This window comes from Roseibium suaedae (assembly GCF_900142725.1).
Taxonomy (GTDB): Bacteria; Pseudomonadota; Alphaproteobacteria; order Rhizobiales; family Stappiaceae; genus Roseibium; species Roseibium suaedae.
The window spans coordinates 642,074-667,012 of the sequence record NZ_FRBW01000002.1 but is presented as its reverse complement, the minus strand read 5'-3'; the positions used below and the strand labels follow the sequence as shown (position 1 = coordinate 667,012).

The following is a 24,939-nucleotide window of genomic DNA, read 5'->3' as shown; positions in this document are numbered from 1 at the left end:
GTGTTATTCGCCGATTGCAATACCCTCGCGGCGCGGGTCTGCGCCGCCTTGCAGGCCGTCTTCGCCAATGGCAATGGCCTGAAGGCCTGAGGTCATGGTGCTGGCCTTGACCTTGAAGCCCATGGCTTCCAACGGTGCGGCCAGATCCGTGGCGGCGGTGCCTTCCTCGATGTCATAGGTGCCGAAGCGGTTGATCAGGTGAGGCTGGGCAACAGCGGCCTGTACGTCCAGTCCCCAGTCCAGATGGGCGATCAGCGCTTGCGCCACATATCCGATGATCTGGCTGCCGCCCGGGCTGCCGACGATCAGGGAAGGCTTGCCGTCCTTGAGGACGATGGTGGGTGCCATGGAGGAGCGTGGCCGCTTGCCCGGTTCGACCCGGTTGGCAATTGGAACGCCATCTTCCTGGGTCTTGAAGGAGAAGTCGGTCAGCTCATTGTTGAGCAGGAATCCGCGCACGAACAGGCGGGAGCCGAAACCGTTCTCGATCGTGGTGGTCATGGACAGGGCATTGCCCTCCCCATCGACAATCGAGATGTGGGACGTGGACGGCAGCTCGAGCGCCATGTCGTCGGCATAGAGCTGAGCGTGATCCCAGGGCGGGGTTCCGGCGGTGATTTCTGGCAGGGAATCATCGCCGCTGAGCAGATTGGCGCGGGTCTTCAGATAGGCAGGATCCAAAAGGCCTTTGGTGGGCATGGGCACGAAATCGCTGTCGGCCATGTACCGGCCACGGTCGGCAAAGGCGAGGCGGGAAGCGTCGCCAATGAGCCGCCAGCTGTCCGCGCTGGCAGGCCCTAAGCCTGCAAGATCATAGGGTTCGAGCATGCCCAGGATCTGACCGACGGTCAGAGCGCCGGAGGAGGGCGGTCCCATGCCGCAGACTTCATAGCCGCGATAGGCCGCGCAGGACGGTGCGCGCTCCTTGACCTGATAGAGGTCGAAATCCGCCTGGGCGAGAACGCCCGGATTGCCCGGCGCGGTCTGGACGGTATTGACGATATCCTTGGCAATGTCACCCTTGTAAAAGGCCTCGGCGCCATTGCTGGCGAGGGCCTTCAGCGTGGCTGCATAGTCCGGGTTCTTCAGCAGATCGCCCGCCTTGAGGGGCGATCCGCCCGGATGGAAGTAAGCCTTCGTGGCCTCAAACCTTGCGAGCCGTTCCTCCGGTTCGCTTTCAATGAGCGAGGCGAGACGCGGGGAGACCTTGAAGCCCCCTTCCGCCAGTGCGATGCCCTCGGCGAACAATCCTGACCAGTCCAGCTTGCCCCAGCGCTTGTGGGCTTCTTCCAGCAGCATCGGTGTGCCTGGCGTTCCGACAGACCGGCCTCCCACGACTGCGTCATAAAACTTGAGGGGTTCGCCTTCCTCGCTCTGGAACAGGCGCGGCGTTGCGGCCATTGGGGCGGTTTCGCGGGCATCCAGTGTGGTCAGCTTGCCGGAGGCGGCATCGTACCAGACCAGAAAGGCGCCACCGCCAAGACCTGAAGACTGGGGTTCCACGAGGCCGAGCACGGTTTGCACCGCGACCATCGCATCGGCAGCGCTGCCGCCGGCCCGCAGGATCTTGGCACCAGCTTCCGTCGCCAGAGGATTGGCGGCGGCAATCATCCAGTGCTTGGCGGTTACAGGCTTGCCCTGCGACTTGAGGGCGAGAGAGGCTTTGGCCGCTTCGCTCAGGTTTTCAAAGCTATCTGCCTGTGCTGCGCTTTCCGGAGCCACCGTGTCAGCCGCTTGCTGGGCATGGGCTGGAAAGGCGGCAAGGCTGGCAAGAAGCATGAGCTTCAGGGCGAGCTTCGGACTGCGGCTTTTGCGGAAAGTGAGGGCGGACATGGCTTTGCAGTGCTCCATCTGAAGTGGCAAGCGGACGGGCGTCCCGTCAGAAGCGTAACCACTCATGGCAGCAAGGGCAAAGGCAGAATTGGCAAATGTCCGGAGAGGGCGGGGGCAAGAGACTTGCGGTCCGTGGTCATCAAACGGGGATGGGGCCCGTTTGAAATTCGCCAAGACCACGAACCGCAAGGTGGACGGGCAGCGCAGGGGCACCAAGGGAGTGTCGGTGCCCCTGCAGCAAATCAGCCGTCCTTGTAGTAATAGGAGTAGCCGTTCAGGGCCGGTGCGCCGCCGAGGTGCGCATAGAGGACCTTGGAGCCCTTCGGGAAGAAGCCCTTTTTCACAAGGTCGATCATGCCCTGCATGGACTTACCTTCGTAGACCGGGTCGGTCATCATGGCTTCGGTGCGGGCAGCAAGGCGGATTGCCTCGTTGGTTTCGTCGCTCGGAACACCATAGGCCGGGTAGGCGTAGTCCGGGTTGATGACGATTTCCTCGTCACTCACCTTGCGGCCCAGCTTCACCAGCTCGGCGGTGTTGTCGACGATGCGGCGCACCTGGGCGCGTGTCTGTTCCGGGGTGCCGGAGGCATCAATGCCGATGACGCGGTCTGCACGGCCATCCTTGGCGAAGCCAACGATCATGCCGCCCTGGGTGGAGCCGGTCACAACACAAACGACGATATAGTCGAACTTGAAGCCGAGTTCGGCTTCCTGCTGACGGACTTCCTCGGCAAAGCCGACATAGCCCAGACCGCCGTACTTGTGCTCGGAAGCGCCAGCCGGAATGCCGTAAGGCTTGCCGCCCTTGTCCCGAACGGACTGAAGCGCATCTTCCCAGCTCTTGCGGATGCCGATGTCGAAACCGTCTTCCACGAGACGGCTGTCGGCGCCCATCAGGCGGGTGAGGAGAATGTTGCCGACGCGGTCATAGACGGCATCGTAATGGGGAACCCACTTTTCCTGAACCACGACGCAGTTCATGCCGATCTTGGCTGCGGTCGCAGCGACCATGCGGGTGTGGTTGGACTGAACGCCGCCGATGGAGACCAGCGTATCAGCGCCGGACTTGATCGCATCCGGAACGATGTATTCCAGCTTGCGCAGCTTGTTGCCGCCGAAGGCCAGACCGGAGTTGCAGTCGTCGCGCTTGGCGTAGATTTCAACTTCCCCGCCGAGGGCTTCCGTCAGGCGCGGCAGATGTTCGATCGGCGTCGGGCCGTAGGTGAGGGGGTATTTCTCAAACTCTTCCAGCATGGGGCTCTCCGATTTCTGGCTGGAAACAGGCTAGCAAGTCAGAGGCTGAAGGTGCTTTCAAAATTCAGATCAAAAATGATTGAAAAGAAACCCATTTCCCAGATTGTTTTGCTATTCTTCCATTTAAGGGTAAAATTTCGGAAGAAATCATCATGGATGAACTGGACCGGGTCGACAGACGGATTCTCAAGCTTTTGCAGGAAGACGGCAGGTTGTCGAACGCGGAGCTTGCCACCCGCGTCAATGTCAGTCCGGCGACGTGTCACCGCAGAACCCAGCGCCTTTTCGATGAGGGCTATATCAAGTCGGTCAGGGCGCAGATCGCGCCGGATCGGGTGGGTCTTGGAGCGCTGGTGATGGTCGGTGTGGTGCTGGACCGGTCAACGCCGGAGAGCTTCGGTATCTTCGAGGCTGCGGTGTCGAAGATGCCCGTGGTGCTGGACTGCAATCTGGTGGCAGGCGACTTCGACTATCTTTTGAAGATCCGGGTCAAGGACATGCCGGATTTCAACCGTCTGCATGCGAAGGAACTGATCACCCTGCCGGGGGTGCGCCAGACGCGCACCTTCTTCGTCATGAAGGAAGTAACGGACAACGCGCCGCTCGATTTTTGAGCGGCGCGCTGTTTTTAAGCGGAAGCAGGGCCAGGATCAGATGAACAATTCGCCCTTTGCCACGAGAGCTGCCTGACCGCCGATGCGGACGGCGTGCAGCTTGCGCGAGGCAATGTCGATTTCAAGATCGATGAGGGACGGGCGTCCCATCTGGAACCCCTGTTCGATCCGGACGAAATGGGTGCCGTTGGGCAGGGCGTCATAGAATTGCACCACGCCCGCGAAGGCTGCCGCTGCCGAACCGGTGGCCGGGTCTTCCATGATGCCCATTTCGGGGGCGAAGAGGCGGGCCTGAAAGGCGCTGTCCTGGGACCGGGTTTCCCGGCAATAGACATAGGCGTCGTTATGGTCGTCGTGACCGAAGGCCTTCTTCCAGCGGCTCATGTCCGGCTTGGCGCGGGCCAGGGCATCCAGATCCCGCACCGGAACATAGTTGAATGCGGGGCCGACCCGGAAACGGGACGGGGTGTGGTTTTCAAAGCCGATCTCGGATGGATCAAGGCTGAGCGCTTCCGCAATCAGGTCGTGGTTGACGGTCGGACCAGCGGGCTCGGGAATGCGTGGCACGTCGAATTCGGCGAAGGCTGCAGCGTTTTCCTTGAGCACGACTGCACAGCGGACCGTGCCGATGCCCTGCTTCAGCACCACCATCGCATCCTGTTCACCGGAAATGTCGCCAAAGCGCTCCATGGCCATCAGGACAGCGGTGCCGACGGTCGGGTGACCGGCAAATGGCAGCTCCACCTTTGGAGTGAAAATGCGCATGGTGGCCGAGTGGCCAGGGTTCTCCGGAGGCAGCACAAAGACCGTCTCGGACAGGTTGAATTCACCCGCGATGGCCTGCATCTGAGCGTCTGAGAGCCCTTCTGAGTCCAGCACCACTGCCAGCGGATTGCCGGTCAGGGGCTTGTTGGTGAAGACGTCCAGAATGGCATAACGGCGGCCCATGAGTGCAGTCTCCTGATGCAGTTGAAGCAGCGCAGTTGTCTTAGCAGCCGGAGAGTGGCACGGAAAGAGGGCGCTCCGCCAGCCGATAAGTGTCTGACTTGGTTAAGCCCCTGTTACTTCTGGGGCTCTGGCAGAAGTTTCCGGGCAAGAGCTCGGGCATAGGTGGTGGTCTTGGGATCAAGTGCGTCATCGGTGGTGCGCAGGATCCTCACATCCGAAAGTTCCTGTTCTTCCGTGGCGAGCGAATGGTTCAGAATGCGGGTCCTCAGCTCGTCAGCCGGGATGTCGACATTCATCACCCGGCCGATGCAGAGGCGCGGTCCGTCAAAGACGGCAAAGAGAGGACCTTCGATGACCTCGTCCTCCATCAGCCCGGTTTCTTCGACAAGCTCCCGGTAGAGGGAGCCGATGACATTGACCCGGCCGTCCTCCTTCACATCCGCCATGTCGATGTTGCCGCCGGGCGGATAGATATGCCCAGCATTGGCTGTCCTGTTCGACATGATGCCATAGAGAAGATGGCCCTCGCGGCTGCGAATAAGGGCAGAGCCGAAGAGGTTCCGGGTGGTGCGGTCCGGCGCGCCCCAGTCACGCCAGGCGAGAAAGGCGGCGAAGGACGTCTCATGGCAGACGCCGGTCAGGAACCCGTCTTCAAAGGCATGGCTGGTCAGCTTCAGGACCCGGCCGTTCCAAAGATGCGGGTTCTTGTCGAGTTCCTGTGCCCAATGTGCATCGATGGCCTCGCCATTGCCTGCCTCAAAAGGCCAGGGGCTTGTCTGGTCGAGCCGGATGTCGAGACCTTTCAACTCTTGAACCATCGGCGGAATGGGCTTTTCCATGACCGGAATGGTGCCGCTGTCCGACATCTGGCTCGGCCGGTTGGAGACCTGAACAAAACCACGGTCTGAATAAAATCGCTGGGCGTGGAAATCGGAGTCCAGTCTCAGTTTTTCCGCCCCGAGGATCGCGGCGCGCTCATGTATCCGGTCCAGCAGCAGGTGGCCCAAGCCGCGGCCCGTCATTTCGGGGAGAACGAACAAATAGTCGATCTGGTAGTAGCTGGGCTGGAGGTGGCCCGCTGCAAAGCCGGCCGGCTTTCCGCCGACTTCCGCCACGACAATATCCAGCTTGGCAATGGCGTCCTGATCGATCCGGAACTGAGCCCGGAAACCCGCCATCTTCTCGTCGGAATAGCCCCATGAGGCTTTTGCCCGGTGGAGGATCGCGGTCAGATCGTCGGCATCTTCAGGACGGGCGGATCGGATTTTGAGGGTCATGGGAACCTGATCGCAAATCATCGGAGGGACAGCGGTATCCCTGATAATTGTGACAGGCAAGGGGCAGGGGGCAGTGAACTGCCCCCTCGGCCAGTTAAGGCGCAAGGAGGCAGCCTTCTTTCTCTTGGGTAGGAGCTGTTCAGCGGATGAAGGTGCCGGAGCGTAGCTCGTTGAAGGCCTGATGCAGTTCTGCCCGCGTGTTCATCACAATCGGTCCATGCCAGGCCACAGGTTCCTTGATCGGGGCGCCGGAGACCAGCAGGAAACGGATGCCATGATCGCCTGCCTGCACAACGATCTCATCGCCGCTGCCGAAGACAACCAGGGTCCGGTCGCCGGTCTGGTCGCGGATGTGAAGTTCCTCGCCACCGAATTCCTTTTCGGTCAGCACGCCGAAGGGATCGGAGGCACCCTCGAACCGGCCGGAGCCTTCGAAGATATAGGCAAAGGTCTGCTTGTAGGTGTCGACCTTGAGCCGCTTGCGGCGGCCAGCGGGCACAAAAACATCCAGATACTGAGGCTCGGCGGCGATACCATCGACAGGGCCGGACTTGCCCCAGAAATCTCCGCAGATCACCCGTACCGAGGTGCCGTCGTCATCGGTGATCACCGGGATCTCGCCCGACTTCACGTCCTGATAGCGCGGCTCGGTCATCTTCAGGGACGAGGGCAGGTTGGCCCAGAGCTGGAAGCCATGCATCCGGCCCTTCTGGTCGCCCTTGGGCATTTCCTGATGCATGATGCCGCGTCCGGCGGTCATCCATTGCACGTCGCCAGCACCAAGCGAGCCGGTGTTGCCGAGACTGTCGCCATGTTCGACCGTGCCGGCCAGAACATAGGTGATCGTTTCAATGCCCCGGTGCGGGTGCCAGGGAAAACCGGCCAGATAGTCCTGGGGGCGTTCATTGCGGAAATCATCAAGCAGCAGGAACGGGTCCAGCATTTCCGGATCCTGAAATCCGAAGACGCGTTCAAGCTTTACCCCAGCCCCCTCCAAAGTGGGTTGGGTGGAGCCGATGTGAGTGACGGGACGAATGGACATCTTGGTGTCTCCTGAAACGGAGTTGCGTTGCCCCTAATGTAATTCACCGGGAAACGAACGCGATAAGTGTAGTTTCGACAGAGTGTTCAACAAATGGAAACGGCTGTCAGGAAACCGGCAACGTGGTTCTGACCTGTCCTCAACTGTCAGGAGAGCCGGGGGAGGCCTCTTTTCTTTGCTCCCTTCATCTGGCAGTTTTCCGCCTCCGGCCCATATGTACAGCTTCGAGCGCGGCGTTTTCGCGCTTTTCTTTTCAGATCTCTTCCATCGCAGGCACTTCATGTCCCCGATCATTTCCGTCCAGTCTCTGGACAAGACGTATGAGGGCGGGTTTCAGGCGCTGAAATCCGTTTCCCTGGATATTCAAGAAGGTGAGGTGTTCGCCCTGCTTGGCCCGAATGGGGCTGGCAAGACGACACTCATCAGCACGATCTGCGGTCTGGTCATTCCGACGGGCGGCAGCATCACTATCGGTGGGTTCGACACCCAGAAGGATTATCGTGCGGCCCGAAAGCTTGTCGGTCTCGTGCCGCAAGAAATGCCGACGGCGCCCTTCGAGAAAGTCATCGACACGGTGTCCTTCACGCGCGGCCTGTTCGGCCTCAAGAAAAAGCCCGAGCTGATTGAGGAAATCCTCAAGGACCTCAGCCTCTGGGACAAGCGCAACAATCCGATCATGACCCTGTCTGGCGGCATGAAGCGGCGCGTTCTGGTCGCAAAGGCGTTGGCTCATGAGCCGAAGGTGCTGTTCCTGGACGAGCCCACCGCCGGTGTGGATGTGGAACTGCGCCGGGACATGTGGCGTCTCGTCGGCGAGCTTAAGCGCAGGGGCGTGACCATCATCCTGACCACCCACTATATCGAGGAGGCCGAGGAAATGGCCGACCGGGTCGGGGTGATCAACAGGGGCGAGATCATTCTGGTCGATGAGAAGGCGGCCCTGATGCAGAAGCTCGGCCGCAAGGAACTGACCATCGAACTGGTCGAGCCGCTCGGCGTGTTGCCGGAAGGTCTGGATGGGCAGGCGATCACGCTGTCCGACGACCGCCGTCATATCACCTATAGCTATGATGCTCAGGCGGAACGCACAGGGGTGACCAAACTTGTCACAGCCCTTTCTCAGTCCGGCGTACGGTTCCACGATCTGAACACCCGGCAGAGTTCCCTTGAAGACATTTTCGTCGATCTCGTGAAGGCCAAGTCATGAATTTCCAAGCCATCAAGGCCATCTATTTCTTCGAGATGGCGCGGACGATGCGCACGCTGATGCAGTCCATCGTCTCCCCCGTGATTTCAACATCGCTCTATTTCGTGGTCTTTGGGGCAGCCATCGGTTCCCGGATTTCCGAGGTTGACGGCGTGTCCTATGGCGCCTTCATCGTGCCGGGACTGATCATGCTGTCCCTGATGACCCAGAGCCTTTCGAACGCATCGTTCGGGATCTACTTCCCGCAGTTTACCGGTACGATCTTTGAGATCCTGTCTGCTCCGGTGTCCTTCCTGGAAATCACCATTGCCTTCGTGGGAGCGGCGGCCACCAAGTCGGCGCTGGTTGGAGCGATCATCCTCCTGACGGCGGCGGCCTTCGTTGACCTCGAAATCCAGCACCCGGTCTGGATGCTGACCTTCTTCGTGCTGACCTCGGTCACCTTTGCGCTGCTGGGCTTCATCATCGGCATCTGGGCGGACAGTTTCGAGAAGCTGCAGTTCGTTCCCTTGCTGATCGTGACCCCGCTCGCCTTCCTGGGGGGCAGCTTCTACTCGATCTCCATGCTGCCGCCGGTCTGGCAGACCGTGACCCTGTTCAATCCGGTCGTCTATCTGATCTCCGGGTTCCGCTGGAGCTTCTATGGCCAGGCGGATGTGAGCCTGTGGGTGTCCCTGTTGATGACCGGGGTCTTCCTGGCAATCTGTCTTGCGGTCATTGGCTGGATCTTCCGGACGGGCTACAAGCTGAAGGCCTGATGGCCGGGTCCGTCTTGCGGACCTGGCATAGAGCTTAAGGTAGACTGGCTTCTGGCCTGCGATTTTCGATCAAGAGACTTTCATATGCTCCATATGTCCTCCCGCTGGCGGCCTGTCCGCGTTGCATTGGCAATCGGCCTTGCCGGCCTTCTGGCTGCTTGTCAGACCGCAGCCCAGAAGCCCGGCGGAGGAGCCGCTGTGGCTCAGGCCAGTCTTTCTGCACCTGTTCAATCCGCGTCCTTGGTCACGCCTCAGGTCGCAGATGTTCAGGCCGCGCCGGTGGAGCCGGTTGCCTTCACACCTGCCGCCGTGCAGGTTCGCGGGCATTCCGAATTCGTGATGGACATGGCGAGTGGAGCGGAACTCTCGTCGGAAAATCCCGATCAGCCACGCTATCCGGCGTCACTCACCAAGATGATGACGCTCTATCTTCTGTTTGAAGAGCTGGACGCAGGGCGGATGAGCCTGTCCTCACCCCTGACGGTTTCGTCTTATGCGGCCTCCAAGCCGCCTGCGCGTCTTGGGCTGAAGGCCGGGTCGACCATCACTGTCGATGATGCGGTTCATGCCTTGGCGGTGAAGTCGGCCAATGATGTCGCTGTGACCATTGCAGAGAATGTTGCCGGAACAGAAACCGCCTTTGCCCGCAGGATGACGGCAAAGGCACGGTCGCTGGGTCTGACCCGGACCCATTACGTCAATGCCAGCGGTCTCTATGATCCGGGGCAGGTGACGACGGCGCGGGACATGGCCAAGCTAGGCCGTGCGCTGAAGCAGCGTTTCCCGCAATATGCCCGTTTCTTCAAGCTGCAGAGCTTCACCTACAATGGCCGCACCTATCCGTCGACCAACAACCTGCTCGGCAAGGTCGCTGGCGTTGACGGTTTGAAGACCGGCTATATCAGCCAGTCCGGCTACAATCTTGTGGCCACCGCAAACAGGGGCGGCCGGCAGCGGCTGGTCGTGGTGATGGGCGGCAAGAGCGAGGGCGCTCGCGACAAGGAAGTGACCCAGCTTCTGGAAAGCAGCTTCTGATTTTTCTGCTTCAAGTTTGATCCCTTGCGGATCAGGCGGCAGCCTGGTCCGCAATCATCACCCTGTTTCTGCCGCCGTTCTTTGCCTCGTAAAGCTTGCGGTCGGCGATTTCCATGACTTGCTCGCTGGAAAGGCCATAGCCCTTGCCGTGGAAGAGACCTGCAGAAATGGTCAGCCGATAGGTTCGGTCCGGGATGAAGGTCATTGCGGACTGGCTGACCTGCGCACGGATGCGCTCTGCGATCTGATGGGCGTCTTTCAGGCTGGTGTCAGGCATCAGGATCGCGAATTCCTCGCCGCCAAGCCGCGCCAGGCAATCGTTTTTCCGGATGCAGCTGCGGATCAGTCTGGTGACATCCTTCAAGGCATTGTCCCCCGCCAGATGACCGAATGTATCGTTGAAGGTCTTGAAGTGGTCGATGTCGATCCCGATCAGGGCAAAGCTTTGCCTGTTGTCGCTGGTCAGGACATGCTCGAGCCTGCTCTGGAACTCTGTACGATTGAAGATACCTGTCAGGGGATCGAGCCGAGCGGCCAGGGATTGCTCCATGGCTGTGCGCTCGAACGCCAGGGTCAGCGAGAAGGCGCCAGTGATCGTCACGTAAATCAAGCTGGTGAGCAGGTGGTAGACGACATGTTCGGTGTCTGAGACGAAATCCGTTCCGGTCAGGTTGGAGAGCAGTGTCTCTCCCAGATTGAACAGGTTTTCGGCGGCGATGATCACAAAGCCTGCGGCCAGCGGAAACCTCGATACCAGCCCTGATAGATTAGGGTGGAGGTAGCGCACGGCTGTCATCAGGGCGAGCGTGGCCAGCACGCCATTCGTGACCGCCCTTGCCAGCTGTTCGTTGCCAATGCCGATGGAGACGACAAGTCCTGCCGCTCCCAGGCCGAGCACACAGCTTGAAACCGCGATGGACCCAGGCATCCGGGAGAAACGCACGGAGGCACGGTAATCGATGGCGAAACCGAATATCAGGCAGAGTTCCGGCAGGCTGAGGGCGCCGATCCACGGATGGGAAATCTCGAAGATGAAGCCTGCGACGGCCAGCATGAGACAGCCACGGGCAATGGACCAATCCCGGCTGTAGGGGGAGAAGCTTGCCTTCAGAGAAATGATCGCGAACGAGACTAGAAAGACCAGGAGCACAATCAGGTTCGATGAAAGCAGGGTCGCGATGTCCATCTACGGACGCTCCGAATCGTTTCTATTCAACACTTTAGGTAGTGTCAGAATGCAGCCATAGTTAGCTGGTTGACGGTCTGATGAAACATTAGGTTAACGAATGGTAAATGACCCGGCTCGTAAAAGTTGCGGCTGCCGGAAGCCTTCATCTCAAGCCGCCTGGACGACAGAGATCCGATTACGCCCCGAATTCTTCGATGCGTAAAGACGTTCATCCGCCAGGCGCAGAATGTCTGTCGGGGTCAGGCCCTTGCCGGTGCCATGATAAAGGCCTGCAGAAACGGTGAGATGCACCGCGCCGGAAGCGAAGGGCAGGGGCATATTCTGCACGGCAATCCGGATTCGTTCCGCGCAGCGGTAGGCTTGGGCATAAGTCGCCCCGGGAAGCAGGATCGCGAATTCTTCTCCGCCAATGCGGGCAAGACAATCCTTGCCGCTCAGGTTCTGCTGCATGGTGCTGGTGCTTATCTGAAGCACAAGATCGCCCGCGCTATGTCCAAGCTTGTCGTTGATCTGCTTGAAATGGTCGAGATCGAGCAGGATGACCGAAAATGCTCCATGGGCCTTGTTTCCCAACAGACTGTGCAGACGGGCGAAGAACTCGCGCCGGTTAAACACGCCTGTCAGCGGGTCCCGGGCAGCGGCTGCCTTATGATCGGCGGCGATGCGCTCGAAGATCAAGGCCAGCGAGAAGGCACCGTTTGCCGAGACAAAGATCAGGACCAACCCGAGATGCAGAGGCATCAACCAGGCGTCGATTGTAGTCGTTTCGAGTCCAAACTGGCCTGCAAGATGTAAGGAGAGCCTGATTGTGAAGGAGAGAGACAACAGGCTGAAGCTCAGGACGAGCCCCCAGCGGGAGCGCAGGCTGTCGAGGCGGCCGCGAATATAAAAGCGCAGCGTTTCTCCGCTCAAGACAAGCGCAACCAAATTGAAGACGATATAGCTCTGGGAGGGTGATGTTCCAATGTTGATCGACAGTGTCACCGCGATCACGAGGCCAAGCCCCCAATAGGATCGGAGCGGCGAGAGGCTGACCTTGTGAAAAGCCGCTGCCCCGTTTCTCAGAAGACACAAGCCGCCAATCAGCGCCGTGTTCACCATCAGATAGAACAGGGGCAGGGGCAGGGTGAAAATCCGGCCTGCCAGAATGAGCCCGATCCCGAGAGCCAGCCCCATGTTCGCGCCGGCCCAGCGGTTGCAGTAGGACAGTTCCCGATTGTTCCAGGCTGTCAGCAGGAAGGTGACCGAGAACACGACCAGTATGATGAACTGAGCCGCTAGGATCGAGGAACTGTCCAAGTGTGCGTGTCCCGGTAAGGTAATTTGAGTTTTAGTAAAATTTCAAAGACGCTGTCTGGCTCAACTTACGGCCGGGCAGCTTTCCCTGATCTTGCCAAAACCTGTAAAATTTTAATGTTTCAGAGCGCTGACGCTGGGAGAGATTGTCAGCTCTGTCCCGGGCTAAGTGGCGGAAAACTGTTGCGAAATTGTGTACGCACTCTTCGCCTTGATAGTTTTCCCGAGAGGGCAATCCTTCGATAACCGGGCAAATGCCTGATCATTTTCCCGGATTTATTGCCATTTTCCACAGGTCGCCAAAATAAATAAAAGGCCCGCACGAGGCGGGCCTTTCAAAGCGGCTATTTCCATCTACGTCCGGGAACCGGACCGCCAAATGCGTGTCCCTGGTTCCCGATCGTATCGCAGACCTTAGTTCTTGGTCTTGTCGACCAGTGCGTTGGACTTGATCCAGGGCATCATGCCGCGGAGCTTTTCGCCAACTTCTTCGATCTGGTGGGAATCGTTCAGGCGGCGGGTTGCCTTGAACTTGGCAGCGCCAGCACGGTATTCCTGCATCCAATCGGAAGTGAACTTGCCAGTCTGGATGTCGGTCAGGACGCGCTTCATTTCAGCCTTGGTTTCGGCGGTCACGATGCGCGGGCCGGTGACGTACTCGCCCCACTCAGCGGTGTTGGAGATCGAGTAGTTCATGTTGGCAATGCCGCCTTCGTAGATCAGGTCCACGATCAGCTTCACTTCGTGCAGGCACTCGAAATAGGCCATTTCCGGAGCGTAACCGGCTTCGACCAGGGTTTCGAAACCAGCGCGGATCAGTTCGACGAGGCCGCCGCACAGAACTGCCTGTTCGCCGAAGAGGTCGGTTTCACACTCTTCCTTGAAGGTGGTTTCGATGATGCCCGAACGGCCGCCGCCAACGCCACAAGCGTAGGACAGGCCGAGGTCATGGGCGTTGCCCGAAGCGTCCTGGTGGACTGCGATGAGGCACGGCACGCCGCCGCCCTTGACGTATTCGCCGCGAACGGTGTGGCCCGGGCCCTTCGGCGCGACCATCAGAACGTCAACGGTGGACTTGGCTTCGATCAGGCCGAAGTGAACGTTCAGGCCGTGTGCGAAAGCAATCGCTGCGCCGTCACGGATGTTGGCTGCGATGTGGTCCTTGTAGATGTCAGCCTGGAGCTCGTCCGGGGTTGCCATCATCATCAGGTCTGCCCAGGCAGCTGCATCAGCAACGTTCATGACCTTGAAGCCGTCAGCTTCAGCCTTGAGGGCGGTGGTGGAACCTTCGCGCAGGGCAACTGCGATCTCGGTGCAGCCGGAGTCCTTCAGGTTCATCGCGTGAGCGCGGCCCTGGGAACCGTAACCGATGATGGCAACCTTCTTGGACTTGATCAGGTTCAGATCAGCATCGCGATCGTAATAAACACGCATGGGTCTTCCTTTCTCCCGTTTGCCGGTGACCGGGTCTTGCTGCCGGTTCCGGATATTCCAAAACTTGATGGTATTCAGCGTCAGGCGCCGAACAGCTTGTAGAAACGGTCAACGGCTGTGGCCGCCTGTCCGTTCAGATCCCGCTCTTCCGCCTTTGCCTGATCCCCAAGCAGCAGGCGGATATGCACGTCTCGCACGGCGAGGCCGTAGAGCACCTGATAGGCCTCTTCAGCATCGTCGAACTTCAGGTAACCGCGATGACGGCCTGCCTCCAGAAGGGCGCGGGCCTTGGCGGAAATCATTTGCTTGCCACGCACGCGCAGCAGGCGGCCGAGACGGTTGTCGTCCCGGTTGGACTGGCCGATCGACAGCCGGTTCAAGGCGAGAGACGTTTCGCCGAACAGGACGGCCAGCAACTCGGTGGCAAAAGCTGTGAGGTGGGTCCGGAAGGTCGCTGCATCCGCAGTGGCGCCGCTTTCCGGGGGGAAATGAACCTTGCTCGCCTGATAGGCAACCACAGCAGCCAGAAGACCATCCCGGTCACCAAACCACTTGTAGAGGCTCTCCTTGGAGCAATTTGCCGTGCGAGCCAGACCTGCCGTGGTCAGTGCTTTCTCGCCGCCTTCGACCAGAAGACTCAGCGCGTGCTCCAGCACGGTTTCCTGCCGGGCGGTGAAGGCGGTGTCTTCGAAATCGGTATCCGCTGGGGCGGAGGAAAGGGGCATGGCAAACCTGTGTTCCGATTTTGTACCGTACGGTACGGTTCGGAAAGCGTTATCCGGTTTTGCGAGGCGAGCGTCAAGAGGGAATTCTTGCGGGCCTCGATTTTCCGCAAGCCTCTTTTAATGTCAGCCGGGAGTGCATATTTATGAATTTAATTCTCATGTATTAAAGGCCTCCCATGCAACGCCCCGTCCGTCCGAATCCCCGCATCCTGACCGTGAAATCGTCCCGTTATGTGACGCCGCACATGATCCGCGTCACTTTGACCGGTGACAGTCTTGCCGATTTCCCGCTTGGCCAGGAGGGGGCCCATTGCAAACTCGCGTTTCCCAGGGATGGTGAAGACAAGGACAGTTTTGCTAGCCACTATGCCGCTGGACGTCCCAAGGAGCGGCTGCATGCGGTACGCACCTACACGGTGCGCGCTTTCCGGCAGGCCGAGCGCGAAATGGACATCGGTTTCGTGGCCCATGGAGACAGCGGCCCTGGAACGCTTTGGGCGCAAAAGGCGGAAGAAGGGTCGTTTCTGGCCTTCATGGGACCCGGTCCCGTCAAGATGACCCATTTCCATGCGGACTGGTATCTGGTGGCCGCTGACATGTCTGCGCTGCCCGTGGCCGCCGCGTCCCTGGAGGCGATGCCCGCGGATGCCAAGGGACTGGCCATTTTCGAGATCTTGTCGGAAGAGGACCGGCAAACCGATATCCGTATCCCGGAAGGCATCGAGGTTCACTGGCTGGTTCAGCCGGATCCGCATGTGGCCACGTCCATCCAGATCGATTTCCTGCGCGCACAGCCTTGGCCGGAAGGCCGGGTTCAAACCTGCATTGCGGGGGAAAGCACAGCCATCCGGTCGTTCCGTGAGTTCGTCCTGAAGGACAAGGGCGTAGACAAGGCCGATGCCTATATTTCCGGCTACTGGAAGGTCGGCCTGGTCGAAGACGAGCATCAGGAAATGAAGCGGCTCGAACCTGCGTGAGGACTTCTTCAATTGTGGCAGGAAATGATGGGGCACGCTCTGGTTGATTTCGGTGGCCGGAGCGAAAAGCGAGAGCCCACATCCAACTGGCAACCAGTTTGTGAAGTTTTTAATCAAATTAGCCAGATTTCTGCCATGTCGGAACCTTCGGGAATTTGCTTCACTCTTGAAAGCGGTCTGCACATCCATGGGACACGCTCTTTTGTCGCTCGGAAGGGTTGTGCCTGACCCCCTAGCTATACAGGTACACCTTTCTTTTTGACCCCGCCCTGCAAAGTCAGGGCGGTTTTTTTTATGGACAGAGCAATGTCGTGGAGCCGTTTGACAACTGGATCCGTTTTGCGGGAAGTCTCCCGTCATCGACTGAAACCTCAAGAGGAAACAAGGCTCTGCCATGATCCGTCACATCGTGTTTTTCACCGCCCGGGACATAAATGACCGGGAAAAGGTCTATGAGGGACTGAAGATCCTGACGGCGGTTCCCGATTGCCTGCGCCTTGAGATCGGCCGGAATTTTCAGAACGATCAGGTGAGCCCCGGCGGACCGGATTTTGTCGTCTATGGGGAGTTTGAGGACGAGGCGCAGCTTGCCGCCTACAAGGCGCATCCGCTTTATGCCAAGTCCATCGAGCTGGTCCGGCCTCTGCGCGACATGCGCATTGCCGCAGATTTCCTCTCGGATGCGGCGTGACCGGCACAAGCCGCTTGTAGTCTGAATGAATTCATATGCGATCAGCCGCCCGGACCATTAGGCCCGGGCGGCTGATACTGACCTTTAAAGAACGACCTGCGTTCCGATTTCCACCACACGTCCCGTCGGCAGGCGGAAGAAGCTGGTGGTGTCGGCCGCAAAGCGGGTCAGGCGGATGAAGCTGCGGGTCATCAGCCCCTTCAAAAGCCCCGAAGCGGCAGGAACCAGCATGCGCCGCGACAGGAAGAAGGAGGTCGACATGATGTCGAATTTGATCCCTTTCTTGCGCAGTTCCTTCAGGGCTCCCGGAATATCCGGGTCTTCCATATAGCCATAGGCAACCGTCAGCCTGGTAAAGCCGTCGTCAACCGGCGTGATGGTCAGCCGCTCCTCGTCCTCGACAAAGGGCACGGGCAGGGTCTTGATCGTCATGATCAGGTTCTGCTCATGCAGCACCTTGTAGTGCTTCAGGCTGTGCATCAGAGAAGTGGGCGCGCTGTCCGGATCTCCGGTCATGAAGATAGCCGTGCCCGGCACCTGGTGCGGCATGTTCTTCTTCAGGGAATTGACCAGAGTGGTGAGCGGGATCTCGTGCTTGCGGGTCTTGTCGAAGAGCCGCTTGCTGCCCTTGGTCCAGACCACCATGATGGCGAGGAGCGCCGAGGACATAAAGATGGAGACCCAGCCTCCCTCGAAGAACTTCATCATGTTGGCGGTCAGGAACATGGCGTCGATCGCCGCAAAGACGATGGCGACAACGACGACCAGCGCGAGTGGCCAGCGCCAGACCCCGCGCATGACCAGCGCCAGCAACAGGGTCGTGACCAGCATCTGGCCGGAGATGGAGATGCCATAGGCGGCGGCAATTGCGTCGGATGAGCCGAAGCCGAGAACCAGGCTGAGCACGCCCAAAAGCAGCAGCCAGTTGATCTGGGGCAGATAGATCTGCCCCGACTGGGTCTCGGAGGTATGGATGATGGTCAGGCGTGGCAGCAGGTGAAGCTGTGCTGCCTGTCGGGCCATGGAGAAGGCTCCTGAAATCACAGCCTGGCTGGCGATCACGGTTGCCGCGGTCGCAAGCAGGATGATCGGAATGCGTCCCCAGTCCGGCATCATCTCGAAAAGCGGCTGGTCAACGTAGCCTGCGTTGCTGAGGAGAAAGGCTCCCTGGCCGAGATAGTTGATGACCAGGGCCGGGAAGACCAGCACGAACCAGGTGTGGATGATGGGCGTGCGGCCGAAATGGCCAAGGTCGACATAAAGCGCCTCAGCGCCTGTGACCGCCAGAAACGCGGCACCGGCAACGGCGAGCGCGACGGTGCTGTGATCAATTGCGAAGGCAATTGCTTCCAGCGGGTTCAGCGCCTGGAACACGCTGGGGTCATCCAGGATGTGCCCGAGGCCGGAAATGGCCAGACAGCCGAACCAGACCAGCATGACCGGACCAAAGACCGCGGATACCTTGCTGGTGCCGAAGCGCTGGACCGCAAAGAGTGTGATCAGGATGCTTGCCGTGATCGGGATGACATAGCCGGCGATGTCCGGGTCGGTCAGCACGAAGCCTTCGACGGCGGAGAGCACGGAGATGGCAGGGGTGATGAAAGCGTCGCCAAAGAACAGAGCGGCACCGATGACGCCAAGGGCCGTGACGATATATTGCGCACGGCCTGCGACCTTGCGGGCAAGGATTGCGAGCGAAAGGGTGCCGCCTTCGCCCTGGTTGCCTGCCCTGAGCACGATCAGGGCGTATTTAAATGTGACGATGATTGTAAGCGCCCAGACAATGATGGAAAGCGATCCGATGATTTCCGCTTTCGCGGCGACACCGGCTCCATTTGTGGCTGCCCTGAGCGTTTCCCGAAGGGCGTAGATTGGACTGGTGCCGATATCGCCATAGACGACACCGGCCGCCCCAAGCATGAGCATTGCATGGCTGGATTTCACGCCATGACTCTGCTCGGCAGAGGACTTCCGCGTTTCCGCATTCTCGAGAATTGTCATTTGAGAGATTGCCCCAGTTCGCCTTTTTCAGGCGTTTGAGAACCTGGACCTGGTCAGAATGAGGCTGGCCACCAGCAGGTTCGTTTCACTCAACGTTCCGTGAGCGGGTTGGTTCCCTTGCGAGCGTGGGGTCTGCCCCAATGCTGACAAGGTCAGGCCGGATTGGCCTGGCTCAGGAACGTGCCGTCCGGATCGCATCTGCAAAGATTTGCAGACCGTCCTGGATCCGTCCGGAGAGCTGCTTTTCCTCCCAAATTGCCTGCTTGTCCAGAACATTGCTGCGCGCAGGCAGCATGAGGCAGGCGTTTTCGACGACGTCTGCAGCCATGGTTTTCAGAACATCCCTCAACATTTCAGGGACATATTCATGCCGGGATGTCGCCTGGAACAGGGCGATTTTCTTGCCGGGAAATTCGGTGCAGCCGACCATCCAGTCGAGCATGTTCTTGAAGCTGCCGGGCAGGCAATGCATGTATTCGGGGCAGGAAATGAGAAGGCCGTCCGCCTCTGCCACCTGCCGCCTCAGCGCGCAAACAGGTTCCGGCAGCATGTTGGCAGTTTCAAGATCAGGAGAGAAATGCGGCAGGCTTGCCATGCCTTCATAGAGGCGGATCTGCATGTTTTCCGGAGCCAGCCCGCAGGCCGCTTGCAGAAGAGCCCGGTTGCTGGAAGCTGCCCGGAGACTGCCGCAAAGGGCAAGGAGGCGGATTGCCGTCACGCTTTTTCCGCCTCCAGGTTCTTACCGGCTTGCGGCGGCCAGGGCCGCGCCAAAGCCGACAAACAGGGTGCCAAGCACACGGCGCACGAAAGTCAGCCGGTTGGGCGACAGCAGGAACCGGCGCAGCGAATTGCCGGCATAAGCGATGGCGGCGTGATTGGCATAGCAAAGGGCGGCGTAGGTGAGCGACAGGATTGTCGCAAGACCGAACGAAAACCCTTGCTGCAGCATGAACTGCGGAAACAGCGCCGAGATGATCAGGATCGCCTTCGGATTTGTGACAGAAACGAAAAGTCCCTGCAGAAACAGCCGGGTGTGGCTGCGCGGGGCGGCCGGGCCGCTCGTATGAGCCTGAAGGCCGGAGCGGTCACGCCAGATCTTGATTCCCAGATAGATCAGATAGGCAGCGCCGATCAGCTTCAGCACCGTGAAGGCGATGGCGGAGGTCGACATGACCGCGCCGAAGCCCAGTGCGACGGCATAGCCAATGATGATCAGCCCGAGGGCGTTGCCGGCAGCCGAAATGAGCGTGGCTGTGCGGCCGAAGCGCAAGGTGTTGCTGATGGCCAGCATCACGCCCGGTCCGGGGCTGAGGGCCGGAACCAGTGACAGGACCACGAAGAAGAGCCAACTCTCCAGGGGCATGATTTCAGACCTCTCCCATTGCCTGCCGGAAACGGACGACACTCTGGGCAAAGCCATGGATCAGCGCATCGGCGGTGAAGCCGTGGCCGATGGACATTTCCCGGATGAAAGGCGCCCTGGCGAGGAGCGCCGGAATATTCTCGACCGTCAGGTCGTGACCCGCATTGACACCCAATCCAAGAGCCTGGGCCTTCTCCGCGGTTGCCACGACCTTGCCGAGTTCGCGTTCGGCTGCCGCTGGGTCATCGTAGCAGGCGCCATAGGGGCCGGTGTAGATTTCGATCCGCTCAGCGCCAAGAGCAACGGCCCTGGCCGGAGCTTCCGGATCCGGATCGCAGAAGAGGGAAACGGTCACGGCCCAGTCCTTGGCGGCTGCGATCGCGTCAGCGAGCTGCGACGTGTCCTTGTCGAACTGCCAGCCATGGTCGGACGTGGTCTGATCCGGATCGTCAGGCACGAAGAGCACCTGATCGGGCCTTGCGTCTTCCACCAGCTTCAGGAAATCGTCGGTCGGGTAGCCTTCAAGGCACAGTTCCTTGTTGGCGTAGCGGGATTCGATCAGCTCGGCGAGGTCAAAGACATCGGTCTTGCGGATGTGGCGCTCGTCGGGGCGTGGGTGCACGGTGATGCCCTTCGCGCCTGCATCCATGGCAATGGCGGCAAGGCCGGTCACGCTGGGCCAGGGAAGATCACGCCGGTTCCGCAGCATGGCGATGGCGTTGACATTGACGGAGAGGCGCGAGGAAGTCATCGGAAACTCGTATCGGGCAGATGGACGGAAGGATCTGTCTGCTTCCCTTTGGGAAACAGCGCCGGGCAGGTGTGCCGGAGCACAGAAAATTCTACCAAACCCCCGACCTGTCAAACGGCTTTTTGTCCCTAGAGACAATATAGCTGATGCCATTCCATCCTGTTGCCTGAGCTCGCTACATGGGCATTTGCCCGGTTCACGTATCCGGCCGAAGCCAGCCTTCGTAACGGACGATGCGACCGACAAGCGGGAGGCTAATCTCCACCTTGAATCTGAACATGCCGTCGGCCGCTGTTTCCAGCGTGTCGCTCAATGGCAGGCAGAACCTTGGAACAGGGATGCCGAAAACCCTGCCTTTGACGACAGGGTAACTCAGACCGCCGTCTTTCGCCTTGAGATGTATGTCAAAGGCCATGGGACCGAAGCGCTCTGTCACCACACCGGACCCGGCGGCGTTGCGGCACGACAGAACCGAGACCATCTTGTGAGCGCCAAAGCGGCGGGTCCAAGTCTCACTGCCATTCTTGCGTTCGATCGTCACCGAGATTGGAAGGCTTTCGGCAGGAGGCGGGAAGCCCGCGAGCATGCAGACAAGTGGCACAATAAAATGCGTGCCGCGTTCCACAGAGGCCTCTCCTGTCCATTTGCGCAGATCGAACACCCGATGAAGGTCGCGGATCGCCTGTGGCAGGATTTCTATATCCCGGCCCAATGCTCGTTCGAATACCGTATCGCCGGTGATGCTGTCTTCAAAGGTGGACGTATCAAGAGAAGCGGCTGCCTGCTCGACTTCCTGAAGAGATATTTCCCCGAGACATGGTCTGGCTCCGGGGAGGACTTCGTTCCGCTGAAGCTTTCTGCAAAGAATTTCTGCAGCGAGGGCCGGGATATGCGGGCCATCACCGTTCTGGGCGATGAGTGTCCAGCGCCGGGTCAGGCTACGTCCGTCACGGCCTTTTCCGGAAACCGCTATGTCCATTCCTCCTCGGTCTGTACCCAGGCCCTCAAACCATGTCGCAACAGTCTGCGTGAGCCTTGCGAGAGGGCGCAGGGAAGAAAGAATCTTCAGGCGTACGGGAAGTGAGAGGACCCAGAGCCCGAGGTGAAGGACAGAAAGTTCGAGCCCGGCGCGGAACAGTACCGACCGCGCCTGATAGGCTTCGGGGAAAAGTTCAAGATCAGGCGCTCCGATGAAACTCGACCAGCGTGTGGAGATGGGTTTGGTGCCAGGCGCCGTTTGAAGGTGATGGCGGCGTAGACCGGACCATCCGGTGACCTTTGCTGGTTTGCCATCCCGAATGGCGGAAATGGGTTGCCCTGTTTGCGCGAGAATTGCCTGAATGACGGACAGTCCTCTGGGAGCCCTGTTCCCTGGAAGGATCGCGGATTCAATGAGATCAATTTCCTCGAAGCTCGGTCGCATATGGTCGACGGCAGCAGAAGAAAGGGCCGGAACGCTGGAGACGCCAGAGAGAACCGTTTTTCCGGCAGCAAGGGCCGAGTCATTCAGGGCGCGGATGCCTGATGTGAAGCCGGCATCATCCGAAAGGTCCAGATAATGGCTGCCCGCATTCAAGGCGGCGTGAGCGATGCGATAGTCGTTGTTTCCGTAGGCCTGAAAGGGGCCGGCTGCATCGACGGTGATATCCGGATCGATTTCAAGAAGACGTTCTTCGAGGTCAGCTGCATTGCTGTCGAGCACGACAGGCGTCCCGTCTCCAAGCTGTTTGCATAGAGCGTTCAGTTTATCGGCGTTCCGTCCGGCGGCCAGAACCTCGAACTCAGGCTTTTTCAAAAGCGCTTCCACGAGACGAGATCCGAACACGCCTGTGCCTCCGATTACGAGGACGCGGCAGCGTTTTATGGTGTCTTGGTCTTCAGGCGATTTCAAAAGGCTGGTGGAGGGGAGGGCTCGTGTTTCGCTGGAGGAAGCCGAAGGCATGAGGATCCTGTTGAACTGTCCACTCTTCAGTTTTGGATTCTATAGGGTGCAACCGGAAATATCCAGCCGTCCATGCCGGGATCTCGATAGCAAAAAGCCCCGCCGGGAAGGTCCGGCGGGGCTTTCAAATGTCAGCGCTGCGTTGCGCTTACACCCGGTTCAGCAACCGGGCGCGGATCGTGTTCGGCAGGGCCCGGATTTCTTCCAGGATCTCGACCGTGTTGTCGACCGGGGTGTCCACATCGACAACCACGTAACCGATGTCCTTGTAGGACTGCAGGTACTGGGAGCAGATGTTGAGGTTGTGGCGGGCGAAGAGCTCGTTGAGCGTGCGCATGGCACCCGGCGCATTGTGATGCACCTGGATGAAACGCGTTGCATCCGTGCCCTTCGGCAGCTGCACTTCGGCGAAGTTGACCGCGCCGAGAGTGGACCCGACGTCGGAATACTCGACGAGCCGGCGGGAGACTTCCTCGCCGATCCGGTCCTGAGCTTCTTCCGTCGAACCGCCCACGTGCGGGGTCAGGATGACGTTGTCGAGGCCGCGCAGCGGGCTGGTGAACTCGTCCTTGTTGGACTTCGGCTCGCTTGGGAACACATCGACCGCTGCACCTGCCAGATGACCGCTCTTAAGGGCATCTGCGAGGGCTTCCAGATCGACGACCTTGCCGCGCGCGTTGTTGATGAGGAAGGCGCCCTTCTTCATCTTGGCGATCTCGGTGGCCGTGATCATGTTGCGGGTTTCAGCCGTGTCCGGAACATGCAGGGAGACAACGTCGGACTGGGCGAGAAGCTCATCCAGGCTGTCGACCGGCATGACATTGCCGTGCTGCAGCTTGTCGATCATGTCAAAGTAGATCACGCGCATGCCCATGGCTTCGCCAAGGTTGGCAAGCTGGGTGCCGATGTTGCCGTAGCCGACAATGCCGAGAGTCTTGCCGCGCACTTCATGAGAGCCGGTGGCCGTCTTCAGCCAGCGGCCTTCATGGGCTGCGGTGGACTTGGTGAAGACGCCGCGCATCAGCATGACGATTTCGGCAATGGTCAGTTCGGCAACCGAGCGGGTGTTGGAGAACGGCGCGTTGAAGACCGGAACGCCGAGCTTCACGGCCGCTTCCAGATCGACTTGGTTGGTGCCGACCGAGAAGCAGCCGATGCCGACCAGCGTCTTGGCCGCTTCCAGAACCTCTGCGGTGATCTGGGTGCGGGAGCGGATACCGACGATATGTACGCCCTGAAGCTTCTCGATCAGCGCATCCTTGTCCAGCGCGGTCGGCAGAAGTTCGTAATTGGTGTAGCCGGCTTTTTCCAGGATTGCGGTGGCGGTGGGCGAAATGCCCTCCAGCAGCAGCCAGCGAATCTGGTTCTTCGGCCGGGACAGACCGTGGATCATGGCTTGGTGACCTTTTTCATTGTCGCAGCAGGGTCAAGGAGCAGGCGGCAGCCGCCCGCGCGCGGGTGTCCTATACGCCTCGCCGCACGTTGCGGCAAGGGCAACAAAAGGCTTTTGGCGGAGAGACGCGGCCTGTTTTGGGGATGGGAGCCGATAGGCGGCTCAAACAGTCGTTTTCATTCGATCATGCTGTGATTGGCCTACCGGACCCACTAAGGGCAGGGCCTGAGTTTCAAGCCTCCGGCATTTCTTGCGCCCATTCTTCTGCCCAGCGGTTGGCCCAGCTTTCAAGGCTGATGAATTGCTCGCTGAGCTCCTGTCCGAGTTGAGTGAGTTCATAGCCTTGCTTTCCCTTGGCAACGAAGCCCAGATCCCGGAACTGCGCGAGACGGCGGTTCACCAGTGTGGGGGAAATGCCGTCGCAGCGCTTCTGCAGCTCCCGGAATGTGGCAGGTCCCTGGGTGAGTTCCCACAAGATACGCAGGGTCCATCTTTGTCCCAGCACATCAAGCAACACCATGATCGGCCGGCCTGTGGTTGACCCTCTGCTGGGAAGTCCCGGTTTCTTCATGACTGGTTTCACCTTCTTGACGCTACAGAAATGATAGCGCACTGTTTGCTACATAAAGAGTAGCGAGTCGGGTCTGATTTTGCGAGCTGACCCATCTGATCAACCTGAGGAAAATATCCATGAGTGGCCCGAATATCAAAAGGACAAGCACAGTGGTGCCTGCTGGCATTCTTGAAGGCGTGAACTGGCAGGATTCTTTCGAGATTGTCCCGCTTCACCAGAAACTCAGCGCGGAGGACGCGGTGGAGAAAATGTTTGGCGACGCTCCGCCTCTCTGGATCCGAATGTTGAACGGACTGCGCAACGCACTCGTGCGACCCTTTGGCATAAAGCCGGGACAAATTACGACGGATGACCGGCAGCCAGGGGCTTTTCCCACGCTGCAGAAAACCGAAGACTATGTGGTCCTGGGCTACGATGACTGGCATCTCAACTTCAGAGTGGTTGTTCAGACACACGACCGGCCTGCGGGACAATCGGTCTCGCTGACCACGCTTGTCCGGCGGAACAACTGGTTCGGATACCTGTATGTTTTTCTGATCACGCCATTTCACGATTTGATCGTGAGCAGGCTGCTGCGGAACCTGAATTGATGCTGTCGCGCAAGCAGGCCGAGAGCTCCTGGCTCGTGCGGTC

The 24,939-nt window shown here is 59.4% G+C and carries 23 protein-coding genes; 7 read left to right on the top strand and 16 right to left on the bottom strand.

Annotated features, from left to right (window positions below; translation table 11 throughout):
- Positions 1-3 precede the first annotated feature (3 nt).
- Together ggt and BUA94_RS10160 are read right to left on the bottom strand one after the other, a co-directional pair.
- The gene (gene ggt / locus BUA94_RS10165; RefSeq protein WP_139251119.1) at positions 4-1,779 is read right to left on the bottom strand and encodes a gamma-glutamyltransferase; all 1,776 of its coding nucleotides are present in this window, start codon (positions 1,777-1,779) and stop codon (positions 4-6) included.
- 296 nt (positions 1,780-2,075) lie between these two features.
- On the bottom strand, positions 2,076-3,089 hold the full coding sequence (locus BUA94_RS10160) for a 1-aminocyclopropane-1-carboxylate deaminase (RefSeq protein WP_073012563.1): 1,014 nt from the start codon (positions 3,087-3,089) through the stop codon (positions 2,076-2,078).
- A 152-nt stretch (positions 3,090-3,241) separates the two neighbouring features.
- Between BUA94_RS10160 and BUA94_RS10155 the strand changes: the two genes are divergently transcribed.
- On the top strand, positions 3,242-3,703 hold the full coding sequence (locus tag BUA94_RS10155; protein WP_073012560.1) for an Lrp/AsnC family transcriptional regulator: 462 nt from the start codon (positions 3,242-3,244) through the stop codon (positions 3,701-3,703).
- Between the two features lie 36 nt (positions 3,704-3,739).
- On the opposite strand, the gene BUA94_RS10150 is transcribed toward BUA94_RS10155, so the two are convergent.
- The 3 genes from BUA94_RS10150 to BUA94_RS10140 all read right to left on the bottom strand — a co-directional run bounded on the left by BUA94_RS10150 (position 3,740) and on the right by BUA94_RS10140 (position 6,970).
- Positions 3,740-4,651 (bottom strand): PhzF family phenazine biosynthesis protein, encoded by a 912-nt coding sequence (locus BUA94_RS10150; RefSeq protein ID WP_073012558.1) that lies wholly within the window; start codon positions 4,649-4,651, stop codon positions 3,740-3,742.
- Between the two features lie 113 nt (positions 4,652-4,764).
- On the bottom strand, positions 4,765-5,928 hold the full coding sequence (locus BUA94_RS10145; RefSeq protein ID WP_073013807.1) for a GNAT family N-acetyltransferase: 1,164 nt from the start codon (positions 5,926-5,928) through the stop codon (positions 4,765-4,767).
- A 139-nt stretch (positions 5,929-6,067) separates the two neighbouring features.
- A complete protein-coding gene (locus BUA94_RS10140) occupies positions 6,068-6,970 on the bottom strand; it encodes a pirin family protein (RefSeq protein WP_073012556.1) in 903 nt (300 codons plus the stop codon).
- Positions 6,971-7,250: 280 nt separating this feature from the next.
- On the opposite strand from BUA94_RS10140, the gene BUA94_RS10135 reads away from it, so the two are divergent.
- The 3 genes from BUA94_RS10135 (at position 7,251) to BUA94_RS10125 (ending at position 9,970) form a co-directional block, all read left to right on the top strand.
- Complete coding sequence (locus BUA94_RS10135; RefSeq protein WP_073013806.1) at positions 7,251-8,177, top strand: ABC transporter ATP-binding protein; 927 nt, start codon at positions 7,251-7,253, stop codon at positions 8,175-8,177.
- On the top strand, positions 8,174-8,935 hold the full coding sequence (locus BUA94_RS10130; protein WP_073012553.1) for an ABC transporter permease: 762 nt from the start codon (positions 8,174-8,176) through the stop codon (positions 8,933-8,935). The genes BUA94_RS10135 and BUA94_RS10130 overlap by 4 nt, the downstream gene beginning before the upstream one ends.
- Positions 8,936-9,019: 84 nt before the next feature.
- Positions 9,020-9,970: a D-alanyl-D-alanine carboxypeptidase family protein gene (locus tag BUA94_RS10125; RefSeq protein WP_328586294.1), complete on the top strand. Its 951-nt coding sequence runs from the start codon at positions 9,020-9,022 to the stop codon at positions 9,968-9,970.
- Between the two features lie 31 nt (positions 9,971-10,001).
- On the opposite strand, the gene BUA94_RS10120 is transcribed toward BUA94_RS10125, so the two are convergent.
- The 4 genes from BUA94_RS10120 to BUA94_RS10105 form a co-directional block, all read right to left on the bottom strand.
- On the bottom strand, positions 10,002-11,156 hold the full coding sequence (locus BUA94_RS10120) for a GGDEF domain-containing protein (protein ID WP_073012550.1): 1,155 nt from the start codon (positions 11,154-11,156) through the stop codon (positions 10,002-10,004).
- A gap of 150 nt (positions 11,157-11,306) precedes the next feature.
- The gene (locus BUA94_RS10115; protein ID WP_073012547.1) at positions 11,307-12,458 is read right to left on the bottom strand and encodes a GGDEF domain-containing protein; all 1,152 of its coding nucleotides are present in this window, start codon (positions 12,456-12,458) and stop codon (positions 11,307-11,309) included.
- Between the two features lie 411 nt (positions 12,459-12,869).
- A complete protein-coding gene (ilvC, locus tag BUA94_RS10110) occupies positions 12,870-13,889 on the bottom strand; it encodes a ketol-acid reductoisomerase (RefSeq protein ID WP_073012544.1) in 1,020 nt (339 codons plus the stop codon).
- Positions 13,890-13,969: 80 nt separating this feature from the next.
- On the bottom strand, positions 13,970-14,614 hold the full coding sequence (locus BUA94_RS10105; protein ID WP_073012541.1) for a TetR/AcrR family transcriptional regulator: 645 nt from the start codon (positions 14,612-14,614) through the stop codon (positions 13,970-13,972).
- Positions 14,615-14,790: 176 nt separating this feature from the next.
- On the opposite strand from BUA94_RS10105, the gene BUA94_RS10100 reads away from it, so the two are divergent.
- The gene (locus BUA94_RS10100) at positions 14,791-15,591 is read left to right on the top strand and encodes a siderophore-interacting protein (RefSeq protein ID WP_073012538.1); all 801 of its coding nucleotides are present in this window, start codon (positions 14,791-14,793) and stop codon (positions 15,589-15,591) included.
- 394 nt (positions 15,592-15,985) lie between these two features.
- A complete protein-coding gene (locus tag BUA94_RS10095) occupies positions 15,986-16,282 on the top strand; it encodes a Dabb family protein (RefSeq protein ID WP_073012535.1) in 297 nt (98 codons plus the stop codon).
- 84 nt (positions 16,283-16,366) lie between these two features.
- On the opposite strand, the gene BUA94_RS10090 is transcribed toward BUA94_RS10095, so the two are convergent.
- The 7 genes from BUA94_RS10090 to BUA94_RS10060 all read right to left on the bottom strand — a co-directional run bounded on the left by BUA94_RS10090 (position 16,367) and on the right by BUA94_RS10060 (position 24,252).
- Positions 16,367-18,283, bottom strand: coding sequence for a potassium transporter Kup (locus BUA94_RS10090; protein WP_235860528.1), 1,917 nt, complete (start codon positions 18,281-18,283; stop codon positions 16,367-16,369).
- A 172-nt stretch (positions 18,284-18,455) separates the two neighbouring features.
- A complete protein-coding gene (locus BUA94_RS10085) occupies positions 18,456-19,001 on the bottom strand; it encodes an NADPH-dependent FMN reductase (protein WP_073012532.1) in 546 nt (181 codons plus the stop codon).
- A gap of 21 nt (positions 19,002-19,022) precedes the next feature.
- A complete protein-coding gene (locus BUA94_RS10080; protein WP_073012529.1) occupies positions 19,023-19,646 on the bottom strand; it encodes a LysE family translocator in 624 nt (207 codons plus the stop codon).
- A gap of 4 nt (positions 19,647-19,650) precedes the next feature.
- Complete coding sequence (locus BUA94_RS10075; RefSeq protein WP_073012527.1) at positions 19,651-20,397, bottom strand: pyridoxine 5'-phosphate synthase; 747 nt, start codon at positions 20,395-20,397, stop codon at positions 19,651-19,653.
- Between the two features lie 196 nt (positions 20,398-20,593).
- Positions 20,594-22,288, bottom strand: coding sequence for a saccharopine dehydrogenase family protein (locus BUA94_RS10070; protein WP_268877520.1), 1,695 nt, complete (start codon positions 22,286-22,288; stop codon positions 20,594-20,596).
- A gap of 199 nt (positions 22,289-22,487) precedes the next feature.
- Entirely contained in the window at positions 22,488-23,732 is a 1,245-nt protein-coding gene (serA, locus tag BUA94_RS10065) for a phosphoglycerate dehydrogenase (RefSeq protein ID WP_073012525.1), read from the bottom strand.
- Between the two features lie 232 nt (positions 23,733-23,964).
- Positions 23,965-24,252, bottom strand: a complete 288-nt coding sequence (locus BUA94_RS10060) for a winged helix-turn-helix transcriptional regulator (protein WP_235860526.1) — start codon at positions 24,250-24,252, stop codon at positions 23,965-23,967.
- Between the two features lie 170 nt (positions 24,253-24,422).
- Between BUA94_RS10060 and BUA94_RS10055 the strand changes: the two genes are divergently transcribed.
- Positions 24,423-24,896: a DUF2867 domain-containing protein gene (locus BUA94_RS10055; protein ID WP_073012521.1), complete on the top strand. Its 474-nt coding sequence runs from the start codon at positions 24,423-24,425 to the stop codon at positions 24,894-24,896.
- Positions 24,897-24,939: the final 43 nt, after the last annotated feature.